We start from the raw sequence: 22,099 nt of genomic DNA on the forward strand, positions 1-22,099 counted from the left end.
GACTACCTGTGAATCAGGAACGCTCGTTCCAGGTGTCCTTGTGGATAATGTTGCCGTCCTTGTACGACCAGGTAATCGTCTCGTAGCGCAGCTCGACTTCCTCCAAGTGGTTATGCTTTTCGTAGTCCGGATCCTTGATGTCAAGCATCTTCGGACGCACGGCGACGATCTTCACGTTATCGAGCTTCGTGTTGAAGTACTCTTTCTCCTTGCCGGCGTCGTCGATCTTGTACCACCTGATCTCGGCAGACTTTAAGGTCTGACCGCTCGTGACCGCCTTGTAGAGGTACGGAGTCCAATACGAGTGATGCCGCCATCGAGTGCGTGTACCGCACCACGCAGGCGGTCGACCTGTATCCGCTCGCCCTCAGCGAAGCCGGCGTTTATGCACGTGAGGATGGACGCTCCGTCATCCGCTTGCGTTTCGCCATCCAGACCCAGGCCGAGCGCGAGCGGCTGCGGGTGCCGCGCCTGCGCCTGTATCTGAATGCGGACCGGCCGGTGGCGCTTGCCCTTTACGCTGCGCTCACGGCAAAACCGGTGGCGATGCAGGTCCGTGTGCCGGGCTGGCCCGAGGACCGGCCCGGTGCGCCGATGCAGATGGCGGGACTACGCGCCGCACCCGCAGGCTTCGCGGCCGACGAACGGCTCTGGCCAAAGGCCGAAAACTCGTTCGGTGGCTACCAGCTGTTACTCGAATATTTTACTTTCCCCGAGAAGTTCATGTTTGTCGATCTGCTCGGGCTCGACATCCAGGCGATTCCCGCGTCGGCGACGTCACTCGATGTCGAGATCGTCCTCGATCGCCCGTATCCGGACGACATGCGCTTCAATGCGGACAACGTGCGCCTGTACTGCACGCCTGTCATCAATCTGTTCCCGGTGAGCGCCGATCCGGTCACGGTCACGCAGCACGAAACCGAGTACCGGGTACGTGCGCGCGCCGAACATGGCTCACTCGTCGATATCTATTCGGTCGATGCCGTGCAGTATTTCGAGCGCGGCCGGCGCTACGAATATGTGCCTTTCGCGGCGTTTCGCCATCGCGGCGGCATGCTGCGTCACGACATGCCGGAACGGTACTACCACACCCGCATGCGGCGCGGGCCGTCCGGCCGGTTCGACACCTGGATCGTGCTCGGTGGCCACGCGTGGGATCAGGCGAAGACACCCGCCGCGTTGCCCACCGAGACGCTGTCCCTTTCGGTGACCGGGACCAACGGCATGCTGCCGCGCAGGGCCCTGCGCGAAGCGGGCATCACGCGCATGCGCGGCGGCTTTACCAGCATCGGCGCGGTGCGCAACCTCACGGCACCGACCCTGCCGGTCTATCCGCCCACCGGCGACCGGTTCCAGTGGCGCGTGCTGTCCCACCTCGCCCCGAACTATCTGTCGCTGCTCGACGCGGAGATCCTGCGCGGCTCGCTTGCGCTCTACGACTGGACCGATGGCGAACTCAACAGCCGGCGCATCAACGCTATTACCGATGTGCGGCACCGGCCGCTCAGCAAACTCGTCAAGGGCGGCCTGATGCGCGGCGTTGAAATCACGGTGACGCTCGATGCAGGTCGCTTTGCAGGCGACGGGGATCTCGAACTCTTCGGTAGCATGCTCAACCGGTTCCTCGGGCTGTACGCAACACTGAACCTTTACACCAGGCTCGTGCTGGTGACCCAGCCCACCGGGCAGCGCATCGAATGGCCCGAAACGAAGGGCGAAGGGGCACCGTTTTGAACGCACGCACGATGCCTGCGGCCGCAGCACGGCCGATGCTGCCGGCGATTCTCGACGACGCGCCGCGGATGAACTTCATCCGTTTCTGCGAGCTGCTTGAGCTGGCCGCGCCCGATGCGCCCCCGCTCGGGACAACGGACTCGCCGGCCGCCGATCCCATCCGGTTCCGTTCGCGCGCGCAGTTGGGCTTTCCCGGGCGCGAAATCGATGCGGTCCGGTACGACACCGACGATCCGGCCGCGCCACCCTCGGTCGTGACGACGTTCCTCGGACTCTATGGCGTCGATGCGCGCATGCCCGCGTATTTCGTCGATGAGGTGGCGCAGAACCGTGATGGGGCAGAGCGGTTGTCGGCATTTCTCGACCTGTTCCATCACCGCGTCATCACGCAGTACTACCGCGTCGCGCGCAAATACCGGTATCCCGTCGGCTTCAGGCGTGACGGTACGGACCCGGTGTCGCGCTATCTGCTCAGTTTCGCTGGCTTTGGATTCAGTACATCCGCGCGCATTGCCACCTTGGTTCCGCGCCTCCCTGCGGCCGGGGAACCGCCGGCGTCCTCCACCGCGAGTCAGCAGCTTCCGGAGGTGGCCGACAAACGCCGGCTGCTATCGATGCTAGGGCTTGCCATGCAGAAAACGCGCACTGCAGAAGGGCTGGCAGGCGTGCTGAGCCATGCCGTGCCAGACGCCTCGATTGCGGTTGAGGAGTTCCACCCGGTGTGGCGGCAAATCGACGACGTCGAGCCCGCCGCGCTTGGTGAGCAATGTCTGCTCGGCCGCGGCTTCTATGACCGGGCGAATACGGTGCGGGTCGTCATCACGCCGGCGTCGCGTGAAGCAGTGCTGGCGCTCGTGCCGGGGCAGCCCGCCCACCGTGAGGTCATGGCACTGCTGCGGTTCTATCTGGGCTACGAAAGCGAAGCGGATCTGCAGATGCATGTGCGGGCCGACCTCATGCCGAAACCCATGCTCGAGCCGCGTCAAGCGAACCTGGGTTTTACGGCGCAACTGGAAGCGCCGGCCTGGTCATCGGCAGGCGGTCCGGCGCGTATCACGCGTGTGCAGCTCGGCCGCTGGAACGGCGCCGGGGAGAGAACCGCATCAAGGACAACAACAGGAACAGGGGCATGTGCTTAATGGACGCAAACATGAAACGCGCGGCACATCGCGCAAGTCTGGCAATCGCGTTATTGTCGGCTTTGGCGACGGCTGGCTGCGGTGTGGCACAGGCAGTCGGCGACGGAACCGTCGACGCCGCCAAATGGGCCTTCACGACCCAGGTCAAGACGATGAACGTGGACCTCAAAGGTCGTACCTCACTCAATGCCGACGTCCGTGGGCAGTCGCTCTCGACGGTGGTGAGGTTCTACCAGCTTAAGGATTCGAAGACCTTCGGAGAGCTGAATTATGTGCAACTTCAGTCTGACGATCTGAACCTGCTCAAGGCGGATCTGCTCGCGACGAAGGACGTCGTGTTACGTCCGGACGCGAGCGCCAGTATTGTCGAACCTATGAACGAGGCGGCGCAATTCGTGGGGGTGGTAGCGTTCTTCCGCGAGCCGGGGCAGGACGCGGTGTGGAAGCTTGCGATTCCGAAGAAGCAGTGGAAGAAAACCGATCCGGTGAAGATCGAGGTGCGCGGCAACGAGCTGGTGCTGGACGGTGCGGATTCCCAACCCGTCAAACATAAAACTCCCCAACAGGCCGCGCCGGCAAGTCCGGCCTCAGCCGCAGCATCGGAGCCGCAATCCGGCGGCCATAAGCAGGGCTAGAAACGTTATCCGGGATTGCACCTTTTCTGCACCGGAGGGTGCGATCCGCAAAAACCATCAAACCCTATACCCCATCCGAACCCCACCCCAATGCCGCCCATTAACGTAGATGGGCGCCGATGCATCCTTCATCAGCACAAACTCCCCACCCCCCATATCGCGCCGATAAGTCTGCAACAAAAACGCCTTGGTATGAGTCGCAGCCGCAAGCCCGGTCCGATCATCGAACACCCTGCGATTCCGGCAATTCGCCGCATTCCAGACCGGATCATCGCGCTGCGGCTGAGAAAACTTCTGGTTATGCGTCGGGAGATAACCACGCGCATCCACTGCCGCACAAAACGCCACCCGTGGATCCAACCCGAGCAAAGGCTCTTGCACACCAGGCAACACCCGATCGGTGAACGCAGTAAACCGTGTCGTGAACTGCGGTGGATTCGTCCCCGGAATCGGCACATACGTACGGTCAAACAGGTCATCGAGCTTTAGCTCCCCACTCGCCACCGCGCGCTCGAACATCTTTCCGATCTTCGTCGCGGTCTGCCGCACCGCTTCAATAAACCGCGTATCCGTTGTCTCGACCCCTGTGGCGGCCGTCAACTCGATCAGCGTCTCCGAAACTCCCAGCAAGTTGCCCAGCCGGTTCTTCGCCTGCACGAAGTTTTCGCTCGAGTCCTCCACGCCGCTTGCCATCTCCACGACCTGTGCCTCCAGTCCCGTGCACCGGCTCTCGATTTCTCCCGTCAACGTCGCAATCTGCGTGGCCTCCGCATTGAGCTGCGTAATCGCCTCGCCCGTCGAATGCACCACCTCGCCAATCTTGCGTGTGCCCTCCCGCACCCGATATGCGCGCGCTGTGTTCACCGACCCCTCCGTCGTCAACTGCTCTGTCTGTTGGGTCAGTTGCGCGAGCGTGCTTTCAATCTGTCCCGTCGCCGACGCCGTCTTGGCCGACAGGTTTTTCACCTCCGCTGCGACCACCGCGAAACTCTTGCCCGACTCGCCGGCTCGTGCTGCCTCGATTGCGGCATTGAGCGCCAGCAGATGCGTCTGTCGCGCGATCAGCGAAATTTCCTCGGAGACCTTGCTCACATGTGCAATCGCAGCCCGCAGCGAACCAATGTGGCTCTCGATCACCGTCACGCCTTCGACGAGACCGTGGATGTCCGCCAGGGATGCCTCCAACGTCTGCTGCGACTCCTGCACACCGCTTGCGACCTCGGTCGTGACGTCGCGCATCTCGCGCGCGGCCGTTGCGATCCGGCGGTTGCCCGCCATCGTCTGCGCCGCAGCGTCTCGCAGCGACTGGCACACCTGCGCCTGATGCTGCACCCGCGCCGCGACTTCTTCGACGTGGCCCGAGACGTCGCAGATCTCAATGCCGAGTTTGCCCGCCTGCGCGGCAATTTCGCCCACAATCGACGGCACCTGGCTCGACCGGCGAAAACTAAAGCGCGTCATGAGTGTCTCCTTGATGGCGCGGGTCGGTGTGGACATCCAGCACGGATGCCGCGTCTTCTCCCGATAATGACGGCCCGGCGGTCCGCAACTTGATACGGGGTATCCCGGGGTCGCTATGATGTGGGTCTCGTCGCAGACTGGGCGGCTCCGCTGACTGTGCCTTGAACCTTGCCACCAATCGATTGCCTGATCCAATATGCCTGATGCCTTCGCGTGTTTTGCCGGCTGGCAGCAGCTCTATCAGTTGTGGGAGCTGATCGTGCTGGCCTGCAAGTTTCTCTGGGATGTGCTTCGCTTCCTCGGCGGCGGAGGCTGAGCGCTCTTGCCCGCCGCGCGAGCGCGAACTGAGGTAATTTAGAACTCCTTTCCCACCGGCACAGGTTTTCTCCCATGACCGATTCCACGCAGCGCTTTACCGATCGTGTCGCTGACTACGTCAAGTACCGGCCCAGTTATCCGCGGGAGGTGGTGAGCTTCCTGCATGAGACCTGCGGTGTCGCGCCGGACGCGCAGGTTGCCGATATCGGCGCGGGCACGGGAATCTCGGCGCGGCTCTTTCTCGACGCCGGTCATCCGGTGATTGCGGTCGAACCGAATCAGGCCATGCGCGAGGCCGCGAATGCATGGCTCGCACCTTACGAGAACTTTCGCAGCGTCGCCGGCACCGCGGAGGCGACCACGCTCGAGGACGCCAGTGTCGATCTGGTGATCGCCGCGCAGGCCTTTCACTGGTTCGATCCCGTCACGACACGGCGCGAGTTTGCACGGATTCTCAGGCCGCAGGGCCACGTGGCGCTGTTCTGGAACAGCCGGCTGCTCGATGGGTCGCCGTTCCTCGCGGGCTATGAGGCGCTGCTCAGGGCGTACGGCGTCGATTACACGGAAGTCGCCGAGCGTTACCCCGACGACGCGGCGATGGCCGCGTGGTTCGGCGATGCGTTTTCGCACAAGGAGAGCTTCCCGAACCTGCAGCGGCTCGATTTTGACGGGCTCAAGGGCCGCCTGATGTCGTCGTCCTATGCGCCCAAAGCGGGCCATCCGAATCACGAGCCGCTACTGGTCGCATTGCGCGATCTGTTCGATCGCACTGCGCACAACGGCATGGTCGAGTTCGGCTATACGACGCGTGTTTATGCGGGATATGCCGCGGCGAATGCGTGACGGCCTGTGTCCAGGCGCGTGGCGGTGAAGCGTGCGCCGTGTTTCCACGCGCACGCCTTTACCTGCCGGCGGGCGGCGTGCCTGGACCAGTTCAAGCGAACCTCGGTCACGCCGTGACCGGCCCGGTACGCACGGTTTGCTTTGCGAGGAATGCTCGCAAATCGTCCAGCACGCGCGCCGGGTCTTCTTCCATCGGGATATGGCCGAGTCCCGCGTACATCACCGCCTGTGCGCCGGGAATGCGCTGCGCAAATTCAGCAGCATGAGCGGGCGGGATCCAGCGGTCCTTCGCACCCCACAAGACTAGCGACGGGACGTCGAGCGTTGTTAGCACGCCGGTGTCGAGGTCGGCGAAATCGAGCGTCGGCACCATCTTGCCGATCGCCGCGCGTGTGTCTTCTCCGTGAAAGAACTCGATATAGCGCCGCAGCACGGGCGCCGCCAGCTTGCGCGGATCGCCGTAGACATTGCGCACCGCGCTTTTGATAATCTGCTCGGGCAGCCACCGCGGTGCGCTCATGCGGACCAGTGCGTTGTTGAAGAGGCCAATGTAGATCGGCAGCTTCATCGGAAAGCCTGCTGCATCGATCAGCACGAGCCGCTCGACCGCATCGCGATGCCGCGCCGCGTAATCCCACGAGATCAGACCGCCGAGCGAGTTGCCGATCAGCGTCACGCGGCGGGTATCGAGACCGAGCGCCTGCATGAACGTATCGATGAAGCGCCTGTAAGTCGGCAGGTTCATCGTCTCGATCTCGCCGGACGGGGAGCGCAGCGGTCCTGTCACGCCAAATGGCGGCAGGTCGAGACGGATCACCCGATAGCTACGCGACAGTTCGTCCGCGACGCCATCCCAGGTGTGCAGCGAGGAGGCGAAGCCATGAATCATCACCAGCAACTCGCCGCTGCCTTCGTCGACATAATGAACGTCGGCGCCCATGATCCTGACGAACTTCGAGCCGCGCTGCGTGTAGCGCTGCCGCAGTTCGTCGCGCGGCACGCTGCTGATGCCGAGGCGTGCGGCAAGCGAGCGGGGTGCCAATGGCGTGCTCTGGGTGTGGGAAGCGGTGTCGAGGCTCGCCATGCGTATCTCCCTGATTATTTGAGTTCGAAAGCGCCGATGCAGCTCTTTGTGTGATTCTTCGTTTGATACCGACGGGAGGTGAAAATAGAAGTGCCTGTCTACACTTGTCTACATCATCTCAAGCCGCAGAGTAGACAACTGTGCACTTCACGTCAAGATCGTTTACAGTGCGGACATAGACCTCCATACCGGCGCTTTGGCACGCTCCCCGCGTGTCTTGAGCGTTTGGCGAGTTAAGCGAGTTTTCCTTCAGTCGTCCATGGAACCCACTGCCACTCCCAATCCCGATCTCGATCTCGCCCCCGGCAAGCGCCGGCTGATTGAAGCGGCCCTGCGCCTGACGGCCGGCGGCCGCAGCTTTGCGTCGCTAGGTTTGCGTGAAGTGGCGCGCGAGGCCGGTTTGAATCCCAATACGTTCTACCGGCACTTCGATACGCTCGACGATCTGGCGCGTGAAGCGGTGGAGTGGGTGAGCCGGCGTCTGCGGCCGATGCTGCGACGCGAGCGCTGGCTTGCTGCGCACGACGAGCCGCATAGCGTGCCGCGTCGTGCCTGCGCGGCGTTTTTTGCGTTCGCACTCGATAACCGCGAAGCGTTTTTGAGCGCGCTGGCGGAGTATCACGGCACTTCGCCGGCGTTACGCGATGCAGTGCGCGCGAACCTGCACGAGGTATCGGCTGAAATGGCCGACGATGTCGTGCAACTCAAGCTGATGCCAGCCCTCTCGCGGACCACGATCGACGAAATCTGCACGCAGGTCGTGCTGCAACTGTTCCATTTGTCGCATGAGTACATTTCAACAGCGGCTCATCGCGAGGCGCTGATCGATTACTCGGAACGCTTTATTGTCAGGTTGTTCGCCGGCGCGACCGTGCTCGAGCAACATCAGCAACCGCTGTCCACTGGCGCGTGAACGTCACAAGCCGCGTTCTGCGCATGTGATTGCATCGTCGCGCGCATCGCACCCAGGCGGCGCATAAAAAAACAGGCTCCATGCGTGGAGCCTGTTTTTCGTGGATGTTGCGCGTAATCGCAGCAGCGAACCGGGAAGCTGCACTGCGCTTGCGCGCGTGTCTGGATCAGGTATCAGGTGTCGTTCCAGCCGCCGGAGTCGTCGTTACCCATATCCACGCCGCCACCGCCGCTGCCGTCGTCCCAGTTGTTCGATCCCTGGCCGAAATCGAGACCGCCGTCGTTGTTGCCGTTATTGCCGTCGTCGCGGCGGCGCCGGCTTTCGTCGTCCTCGACGATCACTTCGCGCTCACGACCCGAGTTGAGCGCCTCGCCGAGCAGCACGCCGGTCAGCAGTCCGCCCATGCCGCCACCAAAGCCGCCACCTTGCTGCACGATAACCTGAGGCGGTTGCTGCTGCGGATAAGGATAGGGCGCTTGCGGCGGATTACCGAAACGATCGGCTTCACGCGCATACGCGGACTCGCCCGAACCTGCAGGCGCAGCCGCGTATGGATCGGGGCGGCCTTCTGCACGCGCCTTCAGGCTGGCAACGCGCTGTTCCAGTTCGTCGAGCTGATACGGCGGCAACGGATTCTTGCCGCTGGAGAGTCCTTCGACAACACCGCGCAACTGGTCTTCCGTGCCTTCCACTTCGCGCGCGAGCGCTTCATGTCCCGGCAACGTAGAGAGCTTCACATCGAGCTTCAGCGAGCGCACTGCGTTAAGCAGCTCCGTAGCGCGCTTGAGCTGAACGCGGCGATCGTCGTCGGCGCGCGAGTCGTCCTGCGTGCGAGCGCGGCGCAATGTCCAGCGCAACACCAGCGCAATCGCACCGATCACGACAATGATGCCGATCCATAGGCCCATGCCTGGACCATGCCGTTCAGGTACTTGCGGCGCCATGGCCGACTGCTGTACCGCCGTGTTCTGTTGTGCGAACGGATTGGTGGTGTGGCCCGTTGCAGCACCGGTACGTTCCGCGTCGCGGCGGATGCGCGCTTCGGTCTGCGCGAAGCGCGTAGGGTCGGTGAAGCGGATTTGCGGATCGAGCGTCTTGGCCTGCTGGATCTGCGCGAGAGCATCGCTCGTGCGGCCTTCGCGATCGAGCACCTGGGCGTACAGATAGTGCGCACGTGCGTTGTCCGGATGAGCCTGCAGCACTTCGGTCAGCCCTGCATCGGCCTGCTGCCAGTTGCCCTGTGACATCGCGGATTCGATCTGCTGCACTGTCGGCACGGCGAAGGCCGCCGTGGAGATCAGCAACAGCGACGCGAATGCGGCTGCGAGAAATTTTTTCATGTGTCGGACCGGATGGCTTTACACCCGTCTCCATGTCGATCGATTCTCCGGTGTGACACGCAGCGCCGCACGATTGCCGGCGCTGCGTCACATCCGGTGTACTGCTTGACGACGTGTTACTGGGCCGGCGTGTTCAACTGCTTCTTCAACGCTTCGAGGCGGTCTTCGACCGACGGGCCGCGATTGAGCTCGGCGAGCTTGTCGTCGAGCGCCTTGCCGCTCTTCACGTCAGCGGAATTCAGGCGAGCGTCGGAACGTGCATTCGACAGCGCGACCTTGTCTTCGAGCTTCTGGAAGTCTTCCGACAGGTTGCGTCCGCCGATGCCACCCAGCGCGGTTGCAGCGACATCTTTGGCCTGAGCGATTTCCTGCTTGGCCTGCAGAATGCTCGAGCGTGAAGCGAGGTCGTTGCGCCGGCCACGCATATCTTCGATCTGGCTCTTCAACTGATCGACCGACGGCTCGAGCGTCGAGAGTTCTCGCGCCAGCGCATCGCGTTCCGTTTCGGCGGTGGCCTGTGCGCCGAGCGCTTCGCGGGCGAGTGCTTCGTCACCCGATTGCAGCGCGCGCTTGGCGCCGTCTTCGTACTTCTTCGCCTTGTCGGCGGCAACGTCGCGCTTGCTTTGCTGGGTGGCCACCTGGGCCTGAATCTCGATCAGCGAGTTCTCAGCCTTGGCGATGCTCTCGTCGAGCTCACGCACGATCTGGCGCGAGTCGCGCGACGGATCCTGCACGGAATCGGCAGCGTCGTTCAGGAGACCTTTGAGCGTGCGCGAGATGCTGTCAAATAGCGACATGTATACCTCCGTAAAATGAAATCGGCGCTGGGTAGCTGGCGCGTTCGACCACTTGTGACCACTAGTTTACGCTGCCCGTCGCGGTATTGCGCGGGCAACCGCTGCGGAAGTCGGGGCACGCGTGCGAAATGCAATAGCCGCCCCGCAAATTGTTCAACCGCTGTGTTGCGCCAGTGGGGCAAAGGGCTTCGTGCAAGCCATGCAGCCTCAGCAGCTGGCAAAGATTACACCATAGGATGTCTTAAAACCGCCTTAAAAAGTCGGTTCCACACAGTTTCAGACGTCGATTCCGCGCAAAGGCCCGCGGAATATTTCAACGTTGTGTGAAGACGAAGCGAAATGCGTCCAACGGCATGGCGCCGTGCCGTTCACGCGAAGCGGCCGTCTTCCGGAGTGGGGTCGTTGCGCGGATCGTCGTCGTCGGGCGCGGTGTCGATCCGAACGCGCACGCGCGTGCGCGGCGCGCGGGGCGCAGCGACAGGCGGCAGGTCTGTCTGCCCGCTCTGCCCGCCGGGGTCGGCAGGGTGTGCAATTGCAGCGGCTTCTGCCGCGGTGACGCGCGCCACCGCCTGGGCGTCGGCCAACGCCTGTTCTTCTTCCGGCGTGCGCACCAGCGCCGCGAGCACGTCCGCCGGCAGCAGGGGCTCGCTTGCGGCTTCTGGTTCCGCGCCGGCAGGCACAGCAGCGTCTTTTTTGTCTTTCTTCAGCACGGCGGGCAGGGCAGCGCGAGCGTTGCGGGTGCCGCGCGCGACCCGTTCCAGCGCTGCATTCAGCGCGTCCGGTTCGCGCGGCGCACGCAGTCTGTCGACGATGCTTGCGGCCTTGACCTGTTCGCTGGTGGCGCCGAAGCTCAGCACGGCACGCCGCATCAGTTCGCTAACGCTGATGCCGAGTTTTTCTGCGCTGGCGGCAATGGCGCGTTTCTGGGCCGGTGTGACGAATACGACGATGCGTTCGCTGGGCTTGTTCATAGTCTGCTCGCGTACTTGTTGTGGCGTGGAACGCCTGATTTGGCGCGCGGCCGCGCTTTCCCCGCGCGACGAGTCCATCATAAGGCGAGTTGCCCCGATGCGTAACGTGCGCCGCATGAAAATCCCGTGACATCAAAGGGTTGAAACGTTTCAAGTGGCCTTGTCCACAGGGCTATGAACAATTTCTGTTGATAACCGCGCTTCCCCGCGCAGCCATACGCCAGCGCGCTTCGGAGAAGAATCCCGAAGGGAATTCTTACAAAAAAATCACCTTGGACCGCGCTTGATTTCTTTAAAATGCGCTGTTACGTTGCGCGGGGCCCCTTAGGGTCGGTCCTATCCGGGCGCGCCGTGCGGCCAGCCGGGGGCGTAAGGCCGTGCGGCGGCAATTGCCGCCCGCATAAAGGCGTGCAGTCAAGCGCCATCTATTCGAGTCATGCCAATCATCAAACGACCGCAATCCTCAAATTCTCCGGGTGGTGACGACCGGGATCCCTACCACCGCAACCCAGGACGCAATGACGCTTCGCGCGACGAGCCGCGGCGCCGTTCGCTCGTCGGGCGCATCCTGCTGACGTTCGTGGGCCTCGTTGCGACCCTGCTGGTCGTCGGTGCGTTGATCATCGGCTACGCGCTTGTCGTCATGGGGCCGCAGTTGCCGTCCCTGGAGGCACTCACCGACTACCGTCCGAAGGTGCCCCTGCGCGTCTACACCGCAGACCACGTGCTGATCGGCGAATTCGGCGAAGAGCGGCGCAACCTCGTGCGCTTCCAGGATATTCCGGATCAGATGAAAAAAGCGGTGCTCGCGATCGAAGACTATCGCTTCTACGAGCACGGCGGCGTCGACTTCGTCGGCATTCTGCGGGCCGGCTCCGCCGACCTGCTGCACGGCGGCGCGTCGCAGGGCGCAAGTACGATCACGATGCAGGTGGCGCGCAACTTCTTCCTGTCGAGCGAGAAGACTTACACCCGTAAAGTGTATGAAATGCTGCTCGCATACAAGATCGAGCGTGCGCTGACGAAGGATCAGATTCTCGAGCTGTACATGAACCAGATTTATCTGGGCGAGCGCGCGTACGGTTTCTCTGCGGCGGCGCGGGTGTATTTCGGCAAGGATCTGAAGGACCTGTCGCTCGCGGAGTGCGCAATGCTGGCTGGCTTGCCGAAGGCGCCGTCGGCGTATAACCCGGTGGTCAATCCGAAACGCGCGAAGATCCGTCAGGAATATATTCTCAAGCGGATGCTGGATCTGAAGTACATCACGCAGGAACAATACGACGCGGCCGTGAAGGAAGAGATTCGCACCAAAAATCCCGGCAATGAGTACAGCGTGCATGCCGAGTATGTCGCGGAAATGGTCCGTCAGATGATGTACGCGCAGTACAGGGACGAAACGTATACGCGCGGTCTGAACGTGATTACCACGATCGATTCTGCGGATCAGGACGCCGCTTACCACGCAGTGCGTAAGGGCGTAATGGACTATGAGCGCCGTCACGGCTATCGCGGTCCGGAAGGTAATGTCGACCTGCCACCGCCGGGCGACGACCGTGACCAGGCCATCGACGACGCGCTGACCGATCACCCGGATAACGGCGAGATCGTCGCGGCCGTGGTGACGGCGGCGAATCCGAAGGAAGTGCAGGCGCAGTTCCTCGACGGCACCGAGGCGACCATTAACGGCGACGGCCTGAAGTTCGTGGCGGCCGCGTTGGGCTCGCGCGCCACAGCGGCGCAACGCATCAAGCCGGGCTCGATCATCCGTGTTGTAGCGGACGATAAGGGCAACTGGCAGATCACGCAATTGCCGCAGGTGGAGGGCGCGCTGGTGTCGCTCACGCCGCAGGACGGGGCGATTCGCGCGCTGATCGGCGGCTTCGATTTCAACAAGAACAAGTTCAATCACATCACCCAGGCATGGCGCCAGCCGGGCTCGAGCTTCAAGCCGTTTATCTATTCGGCTTCGCTCGACAAGGGACTCGGACCGGCGACGATCATCAACGACGCGCCGCTCTATTTCCCGCCTAGCAGCCCGGGCGGCGATCCGTGGGAGCCGAAGGACGACGACCAGCCGGACGGTCCGATGCCGATGCGCATCGCGCTGGAGAAATCGAAGAACCTGGTGTCGATCCGCATTCTCTCGTTCATCGGCACGAAGTACGCGCAGGATTTCGTGACACAGCGTTTCGGCTTCGATGCCGACAAGACGCCGCCGTATCTGCCGATGGCGCTCGGTGCGGGCCTCGTCACGCCGCTGCAATCGGCCGGTGCGTATTCGGTGTTCGCGAACGGTGGCTACCGGATCAATCCGTATCTGATCAACGAGGTGACGGACCCGCGTGGCGTAACGATTTCCAAGGCACAGCCGCTCACGGCGGGCCGCGACGCACCGCGCACGATCGACCCGCGCAACGCGTACATCATGAACAGTCTGCTGCACTCGGTGGCGACCGCCGGTACCGGCGCGGGCACCAACGTGCTGAAGCGTTCGGACCTGCAGGGCAAGACCGGTACGACGAACGACGCCAAGGACGGCTGGTTCGCCGGTTACCAGCAATCGCTCGTTGCGGTGGCCTGGATGGGCTACGACCAGCCGAAGAGCCTCGGCAGCCGCGAATTCGGCGCGCAACTCGCCTTGCCGATCTGGGTCGACTACATGGGGCACGCGCTGCGCGGTGTGCCGCAGGCCGAGCCGGCCATGCCCGACACCGTCACCAGCGTCGACGGCGAACTGTTCTATACGGACATGACGCCGGGCAACGGTTTTGTCGCCAGCATCGGCCTCGACTCGGCCAATCCGCTGGCCGGCGCAAGCGACGCCGTCGGGGGCGTCGGTCCGGCGGGGATGACGCCGCCGGATGTGTCGTCGAGCGAAAAGCAGCAGATCATGAACCTGTTCGAATCGAACAAACCCTGACGGGGCGGGCGAATCCGGGCGCGAGCCGCCCGGATTCGCGAGTCTCACACACGCGCCAATTTTCCCTTCATCTTCCCCCACCGGGCCGCGCTAATACGTCGTAATGTAATTTCTACCGTGCGATGCCCTGGTCCGGTCAAATCCGGTTTAGTATTCGCGTACCCAATTTGTAAACTCTCGACTCGCGGAAACGCGTGATCTCCCGTTTTTTTACCAAAGCGCAGCGCGGTACCCGGTTTTGACGCGCGCGCATGCCACTTCGCCCCCTCCGCTCAGGCGTGCCAGGACGAAGTGTTTGCTTCACCGCTCTCAACCGGGATCCCTCTCGTGAAAAGCCGAATACTCATCTTTCTGATGACAGGACTGCTGCGCGTGTTCGCACTCCTGCCATATGGCGTGGTTGCCCGCGTGGGCAACGGACTTGGCGCGCTGCTCTATCGCATTCCGAGCACGCGCCGCCGCGTCGTGCATACCAATCTGAAACTCTGTTTTCCGGACATGAGCGACGAGGAGCGTGAGCGCCTTGCTCGCGCGCACTTTTGCCATGTGATTCGCAGTTACGTCGAGCGGGGGCCGCAGTGGTTCGGCAACGCGGCGGCGATTTCGCGGCTGGTCGAAGTGGAAAGCGCGATCGACCTGGCGGAAGCGCACTCGCGGCCGACGATTTTCCTCGGTTTTCACTTCGTGGGGATCGAGGCCGGCTGCATGATGTACTCGACACGTCATCCGGTTGCTTCGCTGTACACGCCGATGTCGAACGTGCTGTTCGATGCGATGGCCAAGCGCCAGCGCGGCCGTTTCGGCACCGAGATGATTCCACGCAGCGACAGCGTGCGCCGCGCGCTGCGCGTGCTGCGCGAAGGCAAGCCGGTGATGCTGGCAGCCGACATGGATTTCGGTCTGCGCGACTCGGTGTTCGTGCCGTTCTTCGGGGTGCCGGCGTGTACGTTGACGTCGGTGTCGCGCCTCGCCAAGGCGGGCAATGCGCGGGTCGTGCCGTTCGTCACCGAGGTATTGCCGGATTACCGTGGCTACAAGCTGACAATCTTCGAAGAACTAAGCGATTTTCCGTCAGCCGATGCGACCGTCGATGCACGTCGTATCACCGAGTTCCTCGAAACCCAGGTGCGGCGGATTCCGGCCCAATATTACTGGGTACACAAGCGTTTCAAGCACCGGCCCGTGGGAGAGCCGGCGGTGTATTGACGCTTAGCCTGGCACGGGGCCGGTAGACGGCTGCGAGCCAGAGACTGGCGAGTGCATTGGCGCTGCCGGAGCCGCAGCAGCGCCTGTGGTTCCTCCAGTCGTGCCAGACGCCCCCGTTGTTGCCGTAGACCCCACCGCGCCCGCCTCATCTACTGGCGGCGTCCCCATTGCCTGAAACAGCGCCGCGGTATCGGTCAATCGCGCACCGGTATAGCGGATCTCATCGAGCCGCGCGTTGCGAAACTGCTGCTCGCTCGAGCGTGCAGCCGACACCGGCACGGCGCCCAGACGGTAACGTGCCGCCGTCTCATCCGAAATGCCCTGGGCCGCCCGTGCTGCCACGTTTGAGGCGTCGAGTGCCTGCGCGTCATGCTCAAGCGCAGCCAGCGTATCGGCGACGTTCTGGAACGCCGTCAGCACCGTCTGCTTGTACTGCTCCGTGGCTGCGTCGTAAGTCGCCATTGCCGCGCGGCGTTGCGCGAACAGTGCGCCGCCGTGGAAGATCGGCTGGGAGAGCGAACCCGCCACGGCCCAGATGGCGCCCGCGCCGGAAAGCGCCAGCGGCCAGCTAAAGCCGCCTTGTCCCATCGACGCTGTGAGCGACAGGCTCGGATACATCTGTGCGGTAGCCACTCCCACATCCGCTGCGGCGGCCTTGACCGCAGCATCGGCGGCCTGGATGTCCGGGCGCGTGCGCAACAGCTCGGACGGCACGACCACCGGCACCTGCTCAGGCACATGCAACTGCGCCAGATCGAGATCCGGCGGCGCGGCATCGGGCGTGCGTCCGATCAGCACTGCCAGCGCATGCCGCGTGCTCACCCACTGTTGCTGCAGCCCCGGCAAACTGGCTGCCAACGATGCCGCGCTCTGTTGCGCATTGAGCATGTCCGTATGCGATACCGCGCCGAGCGCATAGCGTCGTGCTGTGTCGCGGGCGTCGTCATTCGCGAGCGCAATGAGCCGTTGGGTCGTGTCGATCTGCGCATGCAGTGCGGCCGAGGTGATGGCCGCCGTCACGATGTTGGCCGCCAGCGCGCGCCGCGCCGATTCCAGTTGAAAAACCTGCACGTTCACCCGTGAAGCGAGCGCGGCGTTGGCGAGCCGCGAAGCGCCAAACAGGTCGATCGTGTAGTGCGCCTGCAACTCGCCGACGAACGTGTTGTACAGGAACGTGTTCGGCCCGATTTCCGGAATCCCGAGCGCGCGCTGCCGGGCCGGCTGGGCTACGGCATCGACGGTGGGCAGCATCGAACTGCCGACCTGCGCACGCAACTGCTCGCGCGCGGCGGTCAGGCTCTTGTCGGTGGCGGCGAGGGTGGGGCTGTTGCGCAGACCCTCGTCGACCAGCGCGTTCAGGTCGTCCGATTGATACAGACGCCACCACGTCGGCACTGGCTTGGCACCCACTACAAACTGCTGGGTGATGCCCTGAGCGGGCACCGTTTCGGTGAGCTGCGGCTCGGCCCCGTAGTGGGCTGGCTGCGGCACCGCCGGCGGGTTGCCGTTCGGGCCGAACGAGCAGGCCGCGAGCGCGAGCGCGCTACCGCCTACCGCCAGCGTGCGGGCCTGCCTGACACGTTTGAGGACAGAATGAGTCATGGTCAATTTCCCGAATGCGACGCTTGCGTCGAGGCGGCCGGCGGCTCGCGTTCATCGCCGCGCACTCTGAACGAGGTTGCGTAGAGCGCGGGCAGATAGAACAGCGTCAGCACGGTGGCGCTCGTGATGCCGCCCATCAGCGCGGTGGCCATCGGTCCGAAGAAGTTCGAACTCAGCAACGGAATCAGCGCCAGCACGGCTGCTGCCGCAGTCAGCGTAATGGGCCGGAAACGCCGCACGGTTGCACCGACGATCGCATCGAAGCGTTTGTGACCTGCGGCGATGTCCTGCTCGATCTGATCGACCAGAATCACCGAGTTGCGCATGATGATGCCGAACATCGCGATCACCCCGAGCATCGCCACGAAGCCGAACGGCTGACCGAACAGCAACAAGGTGGCGACCACGCCGATCAGGCCGAGCGGGGCGGTCAGCACCACCATCAGCACGCGAGCGAAGCTTTGCAACTGGATCATCAGAAGCGTCAGCACGGCGATGATCATGATCGGCATTTGTGCGTTGATCGAGGTCTGGCCTTTCTCGCTTTCCTCCACCGAGCCGCCCAGTTCGATACGGTAGCCGACCGGCAGCGTCGAGCGGATCTGGCTCAGCGCCTTGTCGACGCTATTGGTCACGTCGATGCCTTGCGCGTTGCCGATGACGTCCGATTGCACCGTGATGGTCGGCTGGCGGTCGCGTTCCCAGATCACGCCGTACTCGAGGTCGTAGCGCATATGACCGAGCGTACCGAGCGGCACCGGACCATTGGGCGTGGGCATCGCCAGCGTGACGAGTTGCGCCGGATCCACGCGCTCCGTCTTCGGCGCACGCAGATCGACGCTAATCAGCTTGTCGCGCTCACGGTACTGCGTGACTGTATAGCCGGACAGCGTCATGGCGAGGAAGCTCGATACGTCGTCCGAAGTGACGCCCAGCTCACGCGCCTTCTTCTGGTCGATCTCGAAGCGCACCGAGCGCTCGGCCGGCTCGTCCCAGTCGAACTGGACGTTGGTCGTGCGATGGTCGTCGCGCATCGTCGTGGCGACGCGTTCGGCGATCGAGCGCACCGTGGCGATATCGTCGCCGCTCACGCGGAACTGCACCGGATAGCCGACCGGTGGCCCGTTTTCGAGGCGCGACAGGCGCGTACGGATAGCCGGGAACTGGTTGCGCAACTCCGGCTCCAGCCATTGCGCGAGTTTCTCACGGTCCTTGACCGACTTCGCGGTGATCACGAACTGTGCGAAATTCGGCTGCTGTAATTGCTGGTCGAGCGGCAGATAGAAGCGCGGCGCACCGCTGCCGACGAAGTCCACCGAATGATCGATCTCGGGACGGCCCTCGATCGCTTTCTCGAGCCGCTGTGCCTGGCGCAGGGTGGCCTCGAAGGAAGCGCCTTCAGGCAGGCGGACGTCGACCAGCAACTCGGGGCGATCCGAACTCGGGAAGAACTGTTGCGGGACGAGCGTAAAACCAAACAGCGAGACCACGAACAGCGCGACGGTGATCGTCAGCACGACGAAGCGCCGCTCGATGCACCAGCCAATCCAGCCGCGCAGGCGCTTGTAGAAGCGGGTGTCGTAGATGTCGTGTTCGTAGTCGTGCGCTTCGTGTGCCTGACGTTTGCGCTCCGGCAGCATGTGATAGCCGAGCATGGGGATCAGCACCACGGCGGCGAGCCACGACGCGATCAAGGCAATCGCCGACACTTCGAAGATCGACCGCGTGTATTCGCCGGTGCTCGATTTGGCCAGCGCGATCGGCAGGAAGCCAGACACCGTGACGAGTGTGCCGGTCAGCATCGGAAACGCAGTACTGGTATAAGCAAACGCAGCGGAACGGGCGCGGCTCCAGCCCTGTTCGAGCTTCACCGACATCATCTCCACGGAGATGATCGCGTCGTCGACCAGCAAGCCGAGCGCCAGCACAAGCGTGCCGAGCGAGACCTTGTGCAAGCCGATATCGAACAGATACATGCACAGCGCCGTGACCGCGAGCACGATCGGAATCGAGATCACAACTACCATGCCGGTGCGCACGCCCAGCGAGACGAGACTCACCACCAGCACGATCGCAATCGCCTCGGCAACCGCCTCCAGGAAGTCGTCTACCGATTTCGCCACCGCATTCGGCATGCTCGACACTTCGACGAGCTTGAGCCCGGCCGGCAGATAGGAGCGCAGGGTAGCGGACTGTTTGTCGAGCGCCTTGCCGAGCTGGATGACGTCGCCGCCCGGTTGCATCGTCACGCCGATGCCGAGCACGGCCTTGCCGCCGTACCGCATCTGCGTGGATACGGGATCGTCGTAGCCGCGTTTGATCGTCGCGATGTCGCCGAGGCGGAACGAGCGGTTGTTGATGCGGATCAGCGTATCGGCGAGGGCGTTGACGTCCTTGAACTGGCCGGTGGGGCGCACGAAGACGCGATCATCCAGCGTGGTCAGCGTGCCGGCCGGCGAGACGCTGTTCTGCGAGTTGATGGCCTGCGCGATCTGCTGGGGCGACACGTTCAGACGCGTCAACTGCGTGTTGGCGATCTCGATGTAGACGTGCTGGTTAGGATCGCCAAAATAATCGACCTTGGCGACGCCCGGTACGCGTAGCAGCACCGTGCGCAATTCGTCCGCGTAGTCGTGCAGTTGTGCAGCGGAGAAACCGTCGCCTTCGAGCGTGTAGATGTTGGTGTAGACGTCGCCGAATTCGTCGTTAAAAAACGGCCCTTGAATGCCTTGCGGCAGCGTGGCGGCGATGTCACCGACTTTCTTGCGCACCTGGTACCACGTTTCCGGCACATCCTTGACAGGCGCCGAGTCTTTCATCGAGAAGAACATCAACGATTCGCCAGGGCGCGAATAGCTGCGCACGAAGTCGATATACGGCGTGTCCTGCAGCTTGCGGCCGATGCGGTCGGTAACCTCTTCCTGCACCTGGCGCGCGGTTGCTCCAGGCCAGAAGGTCTGGATCACCATCACGCGGAACGTGAACGGCGGGTCTTCCGATTGCGCGAGCTTCGTATAGGCGAGGATCCCGAAAGCGGTCGCGAGCGCGATCAGGAATACGACGAGCGCCTGATGACGCAGCGCCCACGCGGACAGGTTGAAGCGTCCCTCTTCATGTTCATGTGGAGTACTCATGAAGCGAAGTCCTCGGGATGCAGCGGGGCGATCGGATGAACCGTCTCGCCAGCTGTGACCGTGTGGACACCTTGCAGCACGACACGTTCGCCGTCTTTCAGGCCGCCGGAAATGGCGACGGTGCGCTCGTCATAGCGCGTTACCTGCACGCGGCGCAGTTCCAGCACGTTGGTGCCTTCATGCACGACCCACACGGCAGGCGCCGTGCCGTCGTGGAACAGCGCAGTGGCGGGCAGTATGAACGAAGTTGCGGGCTGGGTCGCGGTATTGCCCGAAGTGAGTGCGACGTCGGCGGTCATCCCAAGTCGCACATCCGGGCCGGGATCGAGCAGCGTGAGATTCGCACGATACGTGCGGCTTTGCGGATCGGCCGCGGGCGATAGCTCGCGCACGCGGGCGCTGAAGCTGCGCCCCGGCAGTGCGGACATGGTGACCTTGGCGGTCTGGCCAACCGCGAGCGCCGCGAGCGTGCTTTCCGGCACATCGACGACCACGTCGATATCGCCGCTCCACGCGAGGTTGTAGACGGCTTGTCCGGCCGACACATTCTGTCCGGTCTGCGCCTGTTCGGCGGTAATCACGCCGGCGTGATCGGCGAGCAGGTCGGTGTATTGCAACTGGTTCTTCTGCAGCGCGGTCTGCTGCGCCGCCTGGTCGCGTTGGGACAACGCCGAGGCATACGCGTTGGTGGTCTGCTCCAGTTGCGCCGCCGAGATCAGGTTCTCGCGCGCCTGCGCCTGGTCGCGGTCCAGTTGCTGCTTCGCGTAGACGAGGCTGTGCTGTGCCGCATCGAGTTGCGCCTGCGCGCTGGCTGCGCTCTTTTGCGCGTCGGCCGGGTCGAGCCGGGCCACAACTTCGCCGACCTTCACGGTATCGCCAAGACGCACATGCCGCTCGATGATCTTGCCGGCAATCCGGAACGACAGCGGCGTCGAGTAACGAGCCTGTACTTCGCCGGGCAACGAGGCTGACAGTGAACTGCCGTCGGCATGAACGGCGAGCGCGACTACGGGACGCGGTGCGGGCGCGGCCGCCTGCTTCTGGCCGCAGGCGCCGAGCAGCAGAAGGCCGGCGAGTGCGAGCGCGGATGCCGCGCGGCGCGGCGTGGACAAGGGGGACAAGAGAGACAAACGGCGACGCGGATGACTGCGCTTGCGCATCGAATGTGATGCGCGACCACTGGGACGATTCACAATTACCCCAATCAGAAGACAGCGAACGAACAGAACAAGCCAGACGGCTGGTCAACGAAGGCACGTTTGAAACAGAGCGTGCAATAGACTGTTGCTTCAGATGATGAACTGCATTCTAATACATACCTGTATCTGAATGTGAAGCCGTATGTGAATTCTTTCCGGTGATAAACTATTCAGCATGAAACGCCAACGCCTCACACGCGAGCAGAGCAAAGACCAGACGCGCCAGCGGCTGCTCGATGCCGCGCAAGCTATTTTTATGAAGAAAGGGTTCGTCGCGACGAGTGTAGAAGACATCGCGGAGGCGGCCGGCTATACGCGCGGGGCGTTCTATTCGAACTTCAGCAGCAAGCCCGAACTGTTCCTCGAACTGCTCAGGCGCGACCATGAGGAGATGCAGGCGCAACTGGAGAGCATCTTCGAGGAAGGGGCGACGCGCGAGACCATGGAGGCGCAGGTGCTGGCGTACTACAGCAACCTGCCGCACGACAACAAATGCTTCCTGCTATGGATGGAGGCCAAGCTCGTGGCCGCGCGCGATAGCCGCTTCCGGGCGAAATTCAACGCATTCATGCATGAGAAGCGCGAGCATATGAGCGAATACATTCGCGCATTTTCGGCGCGTGCAGGCACGCCGTTGCTGTTGCCGGCGGAAACGTTGGCGATAGGCCTGATGGGGCTGTGCGAAGGCGTGCAGTTCCTGAGCACGATCGATCCGCAGAACATTTCTGCGGATGCAGCCGAGGCGGTACTGGCGGGATTCTTTGCGCGCGTCGTATTCGGGCGCGATGCGGCAGGCTGAGTGG

Annotated in this window: 15 protein-coding genes and 2 pseudogenes; 8 read left to right on the plus strand and 9 right to left on the minus strand. The window is 63.1% G+C overall.

The features are described from left to right. Nucleotides 1-13: 13 nt before the first annotated feature. Nucleotides 14-295, minus strand: a pseudogene (gene tssD, locus P3T17_RS03805) (type VI secretion system tube protein TssD); the annotation flags it as partial. Between the two features lie 17 nt (nucleotides 296-312). On the opposite strand from tssD, the pseudogene tssF reads away from it, so the two are divergent. The 3 genes and pseudogenes from tssF to tssJ all read left to right on the plus strand — a co-directional run. Next, nucleotides 313-1,734 (plus strand): annotated as a pseudogene (gene tssF / locus P3T17_RS03810) (type VI secretion system baseplate subunit TssF); the annotation flags it as partial. Between the two features lie 35 nt (nucleotides 1,735-1,769). Next, nucleotides 1,770-2,873 carry a type VI secretion system baseplate subunit TssG gene (tssG, locus tag P3T17_RS03815; RefSeq protein WP_429405498.1) on the plus strand — a complete coding sequence of 368 codons (1,104 nt, stop codon included), beginning with the start codon at nucleotides 1,770-1,772 and terminating at the stop codon, nucleotides 2,871-2,873. 11 nt (nucleotides 2,874-2,884) lie between these two features. Further along, nucleotides 2,885-3,508: a type VI secretion system lipoprotein TssJ gene (tssJ, locus tag P3T17_RS03820; protein WP_429404797.1), complete on the plus strand. Its 624-nt coding sequence runs from the start codon at nucleotides 2,885-2,887 to the stop codon at nucleotides 3,506-3,508. A gap of 57 nt (nucleotides 3,509-3,565) precedes the next feature. Here the strand turns inward: tssJ and P3T17_RS03825 are convergent, their stop codons facing one another. Next, nucleotides 3,566-4,969 (minus strand): methyl-accepting chemotaxis protein, encoded by a 1,404-nt coding sequence (locus P3T17_RS03825; RefSeq protein WP_429404799.1) that lies wholly within the window; start codon nucleotides 4,967-4,969, stop codon nucleotides 3,566-3,568. A gap of 390 nt (nucleotides 4,970-5,359) precedes the next feature. On the opposite strand from P3T17_RS03825, the gene P3T17_RS03830 reads away from it, so the two are divergent. Next, the gene (locus P3T17_RS03830) at nucleotides 5,360-6,130 is read left to right on the plus strand and encodes a class I SAM-dependent methyltransferase (RefSeq protein WP_429404801.1); all 771 of its coding nucleotides are present in this window, start codon (nucleotides 5,360-5,362) and stop codon (nucleotides 6,128-6,130) included. 106 nt (nucleotides 6,131-6,236) lie between these two features. Here the strand turns inward: P3T17_RS03830 and P3T17_RS03835 are convergent, their stop codons facing one another. Then, nucleotides 6,237-7,214 carry an alpha/beta fold hydrolase gene (locus P3T17_RS03835; RefSeq protein ID WP_429404802.1) on the minus strand — a complete coding sequence of 326 codons (978 nt, stop codon included), beginning with the start codon at nucleotides 7,212-7,214 and terminating at the stop codon, nucleotides 6,237-6,239. Between the two features lie 259 nt (nucleotides 7,215-7,473). On the opposite strand from P3T17_RS03835, the gene P3T17_RS03840 reads away from it, so the two are divergent. Then, entirely contained in the window at nucleotides 7,474-8,127 is a 654-nt protein-coding gene (locus tag P3T17_RS03840; protein WP_429404804.1) for a TetR family transcriptional regulator, read from the plus strand. A 173-nt stretch (nucleotides 8,128-8,300) separates the two neighbouring features. On the opposite strand, the gene P3T17_RS03845 is transcribed toward P3T17_RS03840, so the two are convergent. From P3T17_RS03845 to P3T17_RS03855, 3 genes are all read right to left on the minus strand, one after another. After that, entirely contained in the window at nucleotides 8,301-9,467 is a 1,167-nt protein-coding gene (locus P3T17_RS03845) for a tetratricopeptide repeat protein (RefSeq protein ID WP_429404806.1), read from the minus strand. Nucleotides 9,468-9,583: 116 nt separating this feature from the next. Further along, a complete protein-coding gene (locus P3T17_RS03850) occupies nucleotides 9,584-10,264 on the minus strand; it encodes a PspA/IM30 family protein (RefSeq protein ID WP_074264386.1) in 681 nt (226 codons plus the stop codon). A 368-nt stretch (nucleotides 10,265-10,632) separates the two neighbouring features. Continuing rightward, nucleotides 10,633-11,235: a plasmid mobilization protein gene (locus tag P3T17_RS03855; RefSeq protein ID WP_429404808.1), complete on the minus strand. Its 603-nt coding sequence runs from the start codon at nucleotides 11,233-11,235 to the stop codon at nucleotides 10,633-10,635. A 436-nt stretch (nucleotides 11,236-11,671) separates the two neighbouring features. Here P3T17_RS03855 and P3T17_RS03860 point away from each other — a divergent pair, with 436 nt between their 5' ends. Together P3T17_RS03860 and P3T17_RS03865 are read left to right on the plus strand one after the other, a co-directional pair. Continuing rightward, nucleotides 11,672-14,155, plus strand: a complete 2,484-nt coding sequence (locus P3T17_RS03860) for a penicillin-binding protein 1A (RefSeq protein WP_429404810.1) — start codon at nucleotides 11,672-11,674, stop codon at nucleotides 14,153-14,155. Between the two features lie 327 nt (nucleotides 14,156-14,482). After that, nucleotides 14,483-15,361: a lipid A biosynthesis lauroyl acyltransferase gene (locus tag P3T17_RS03865; RefSeq protein WP_074264389.1), complete on the plus strand. Its 879-nt coding sequence runs from the start codon at nucleotides 14,483-14,485 to the stop codon at nucleotides 15,359-15,361. A gap of 3 nt (nucleotides 15,362-15,364) precedes the next feature. Here P3T17_RS03865 and P3T17_RS03870 read toward each other — a convergent pair whose 3' ends face one another. From P3T17_RS03870 to P3T17_RS03880, 3 genes are read right to left on the minus strand one after another with little or no spacing between them, the layout of a single operon-like run. Continuing rightward, nucleotides 15,365-16,963: an efflux transporter outer membrane subunit gene (locus tag P3T17_RS03870; protein ID WP_429404812.1), complete on the minus strand. Its 1,599-nt coding sequence runs from the start codon at nucleotides 16,961-16,963 to the stop codon at nucleotides 15,365-15,367. Between the two features lie 2 nt (nucleotides 16,964-16,965). Beyond that, on the minus strand, nucleotides 16,966-20,097 hold the full coding sequence (locus P3T17_RS03875; protein ID WP_074264391.1) for an efflux RND transporter permease subunit: 3,132 nt from the start codon (nucleotides 20,095-20,097) through the stop codon (nucleotides 16,966-16,968). Next, nucleotides 20,094-21,257 carry an efflux RND transporter periplasmic adaptor subunit gene (locus P3T17_RS03880; protein ID WP_429404814.1) on the minus strand — a complete coding sequence of 388 codons (1,164 nt, stop codon included), beginning with the start codon at nucleotides 21,255-21,257 and terminating at the stop codon, nucleotides 20,094-20,096. Before P3T17_RS03880 ends, P3T17_RS03875 begins: the two co-directional genes overlap by 4 nt. A gap of 214 nt (nucleotides 21,258-21,471) precedes the next feature. Between P3T17_RS03880 and P3T17_RS03885 the strand changes: the two genes are divergently transcribed. Further along, nucleotides 21,472-22,095: a TetR/AcrR family transcriptional regulator gene (locus tag P3T17_RS03885; protein WP_074264393.1), complete on the plus strand. Its 624-nt coding sequence runs from the start codon at nucleotides 21,472-21,474 to the stop codon at nucleotides 22,093-22,095. The last annotated feature ends 4 nt before the right edge of the window (nucleotides 22,096-22,099 follow it).

The sequence above is a fragment of the Paraburkholderia sp. GAS82 genome (assembly GCF_050436285.1).
In the GTDB taxonomy this organism is placed as follows: domain Bacteria; phylum Pseudomonadota; class Gammaproteobacteria; order Burkholderiales; family Burkholderiaceae; genus Paraburkholderia; species Paraburkholderia phenazinium_B.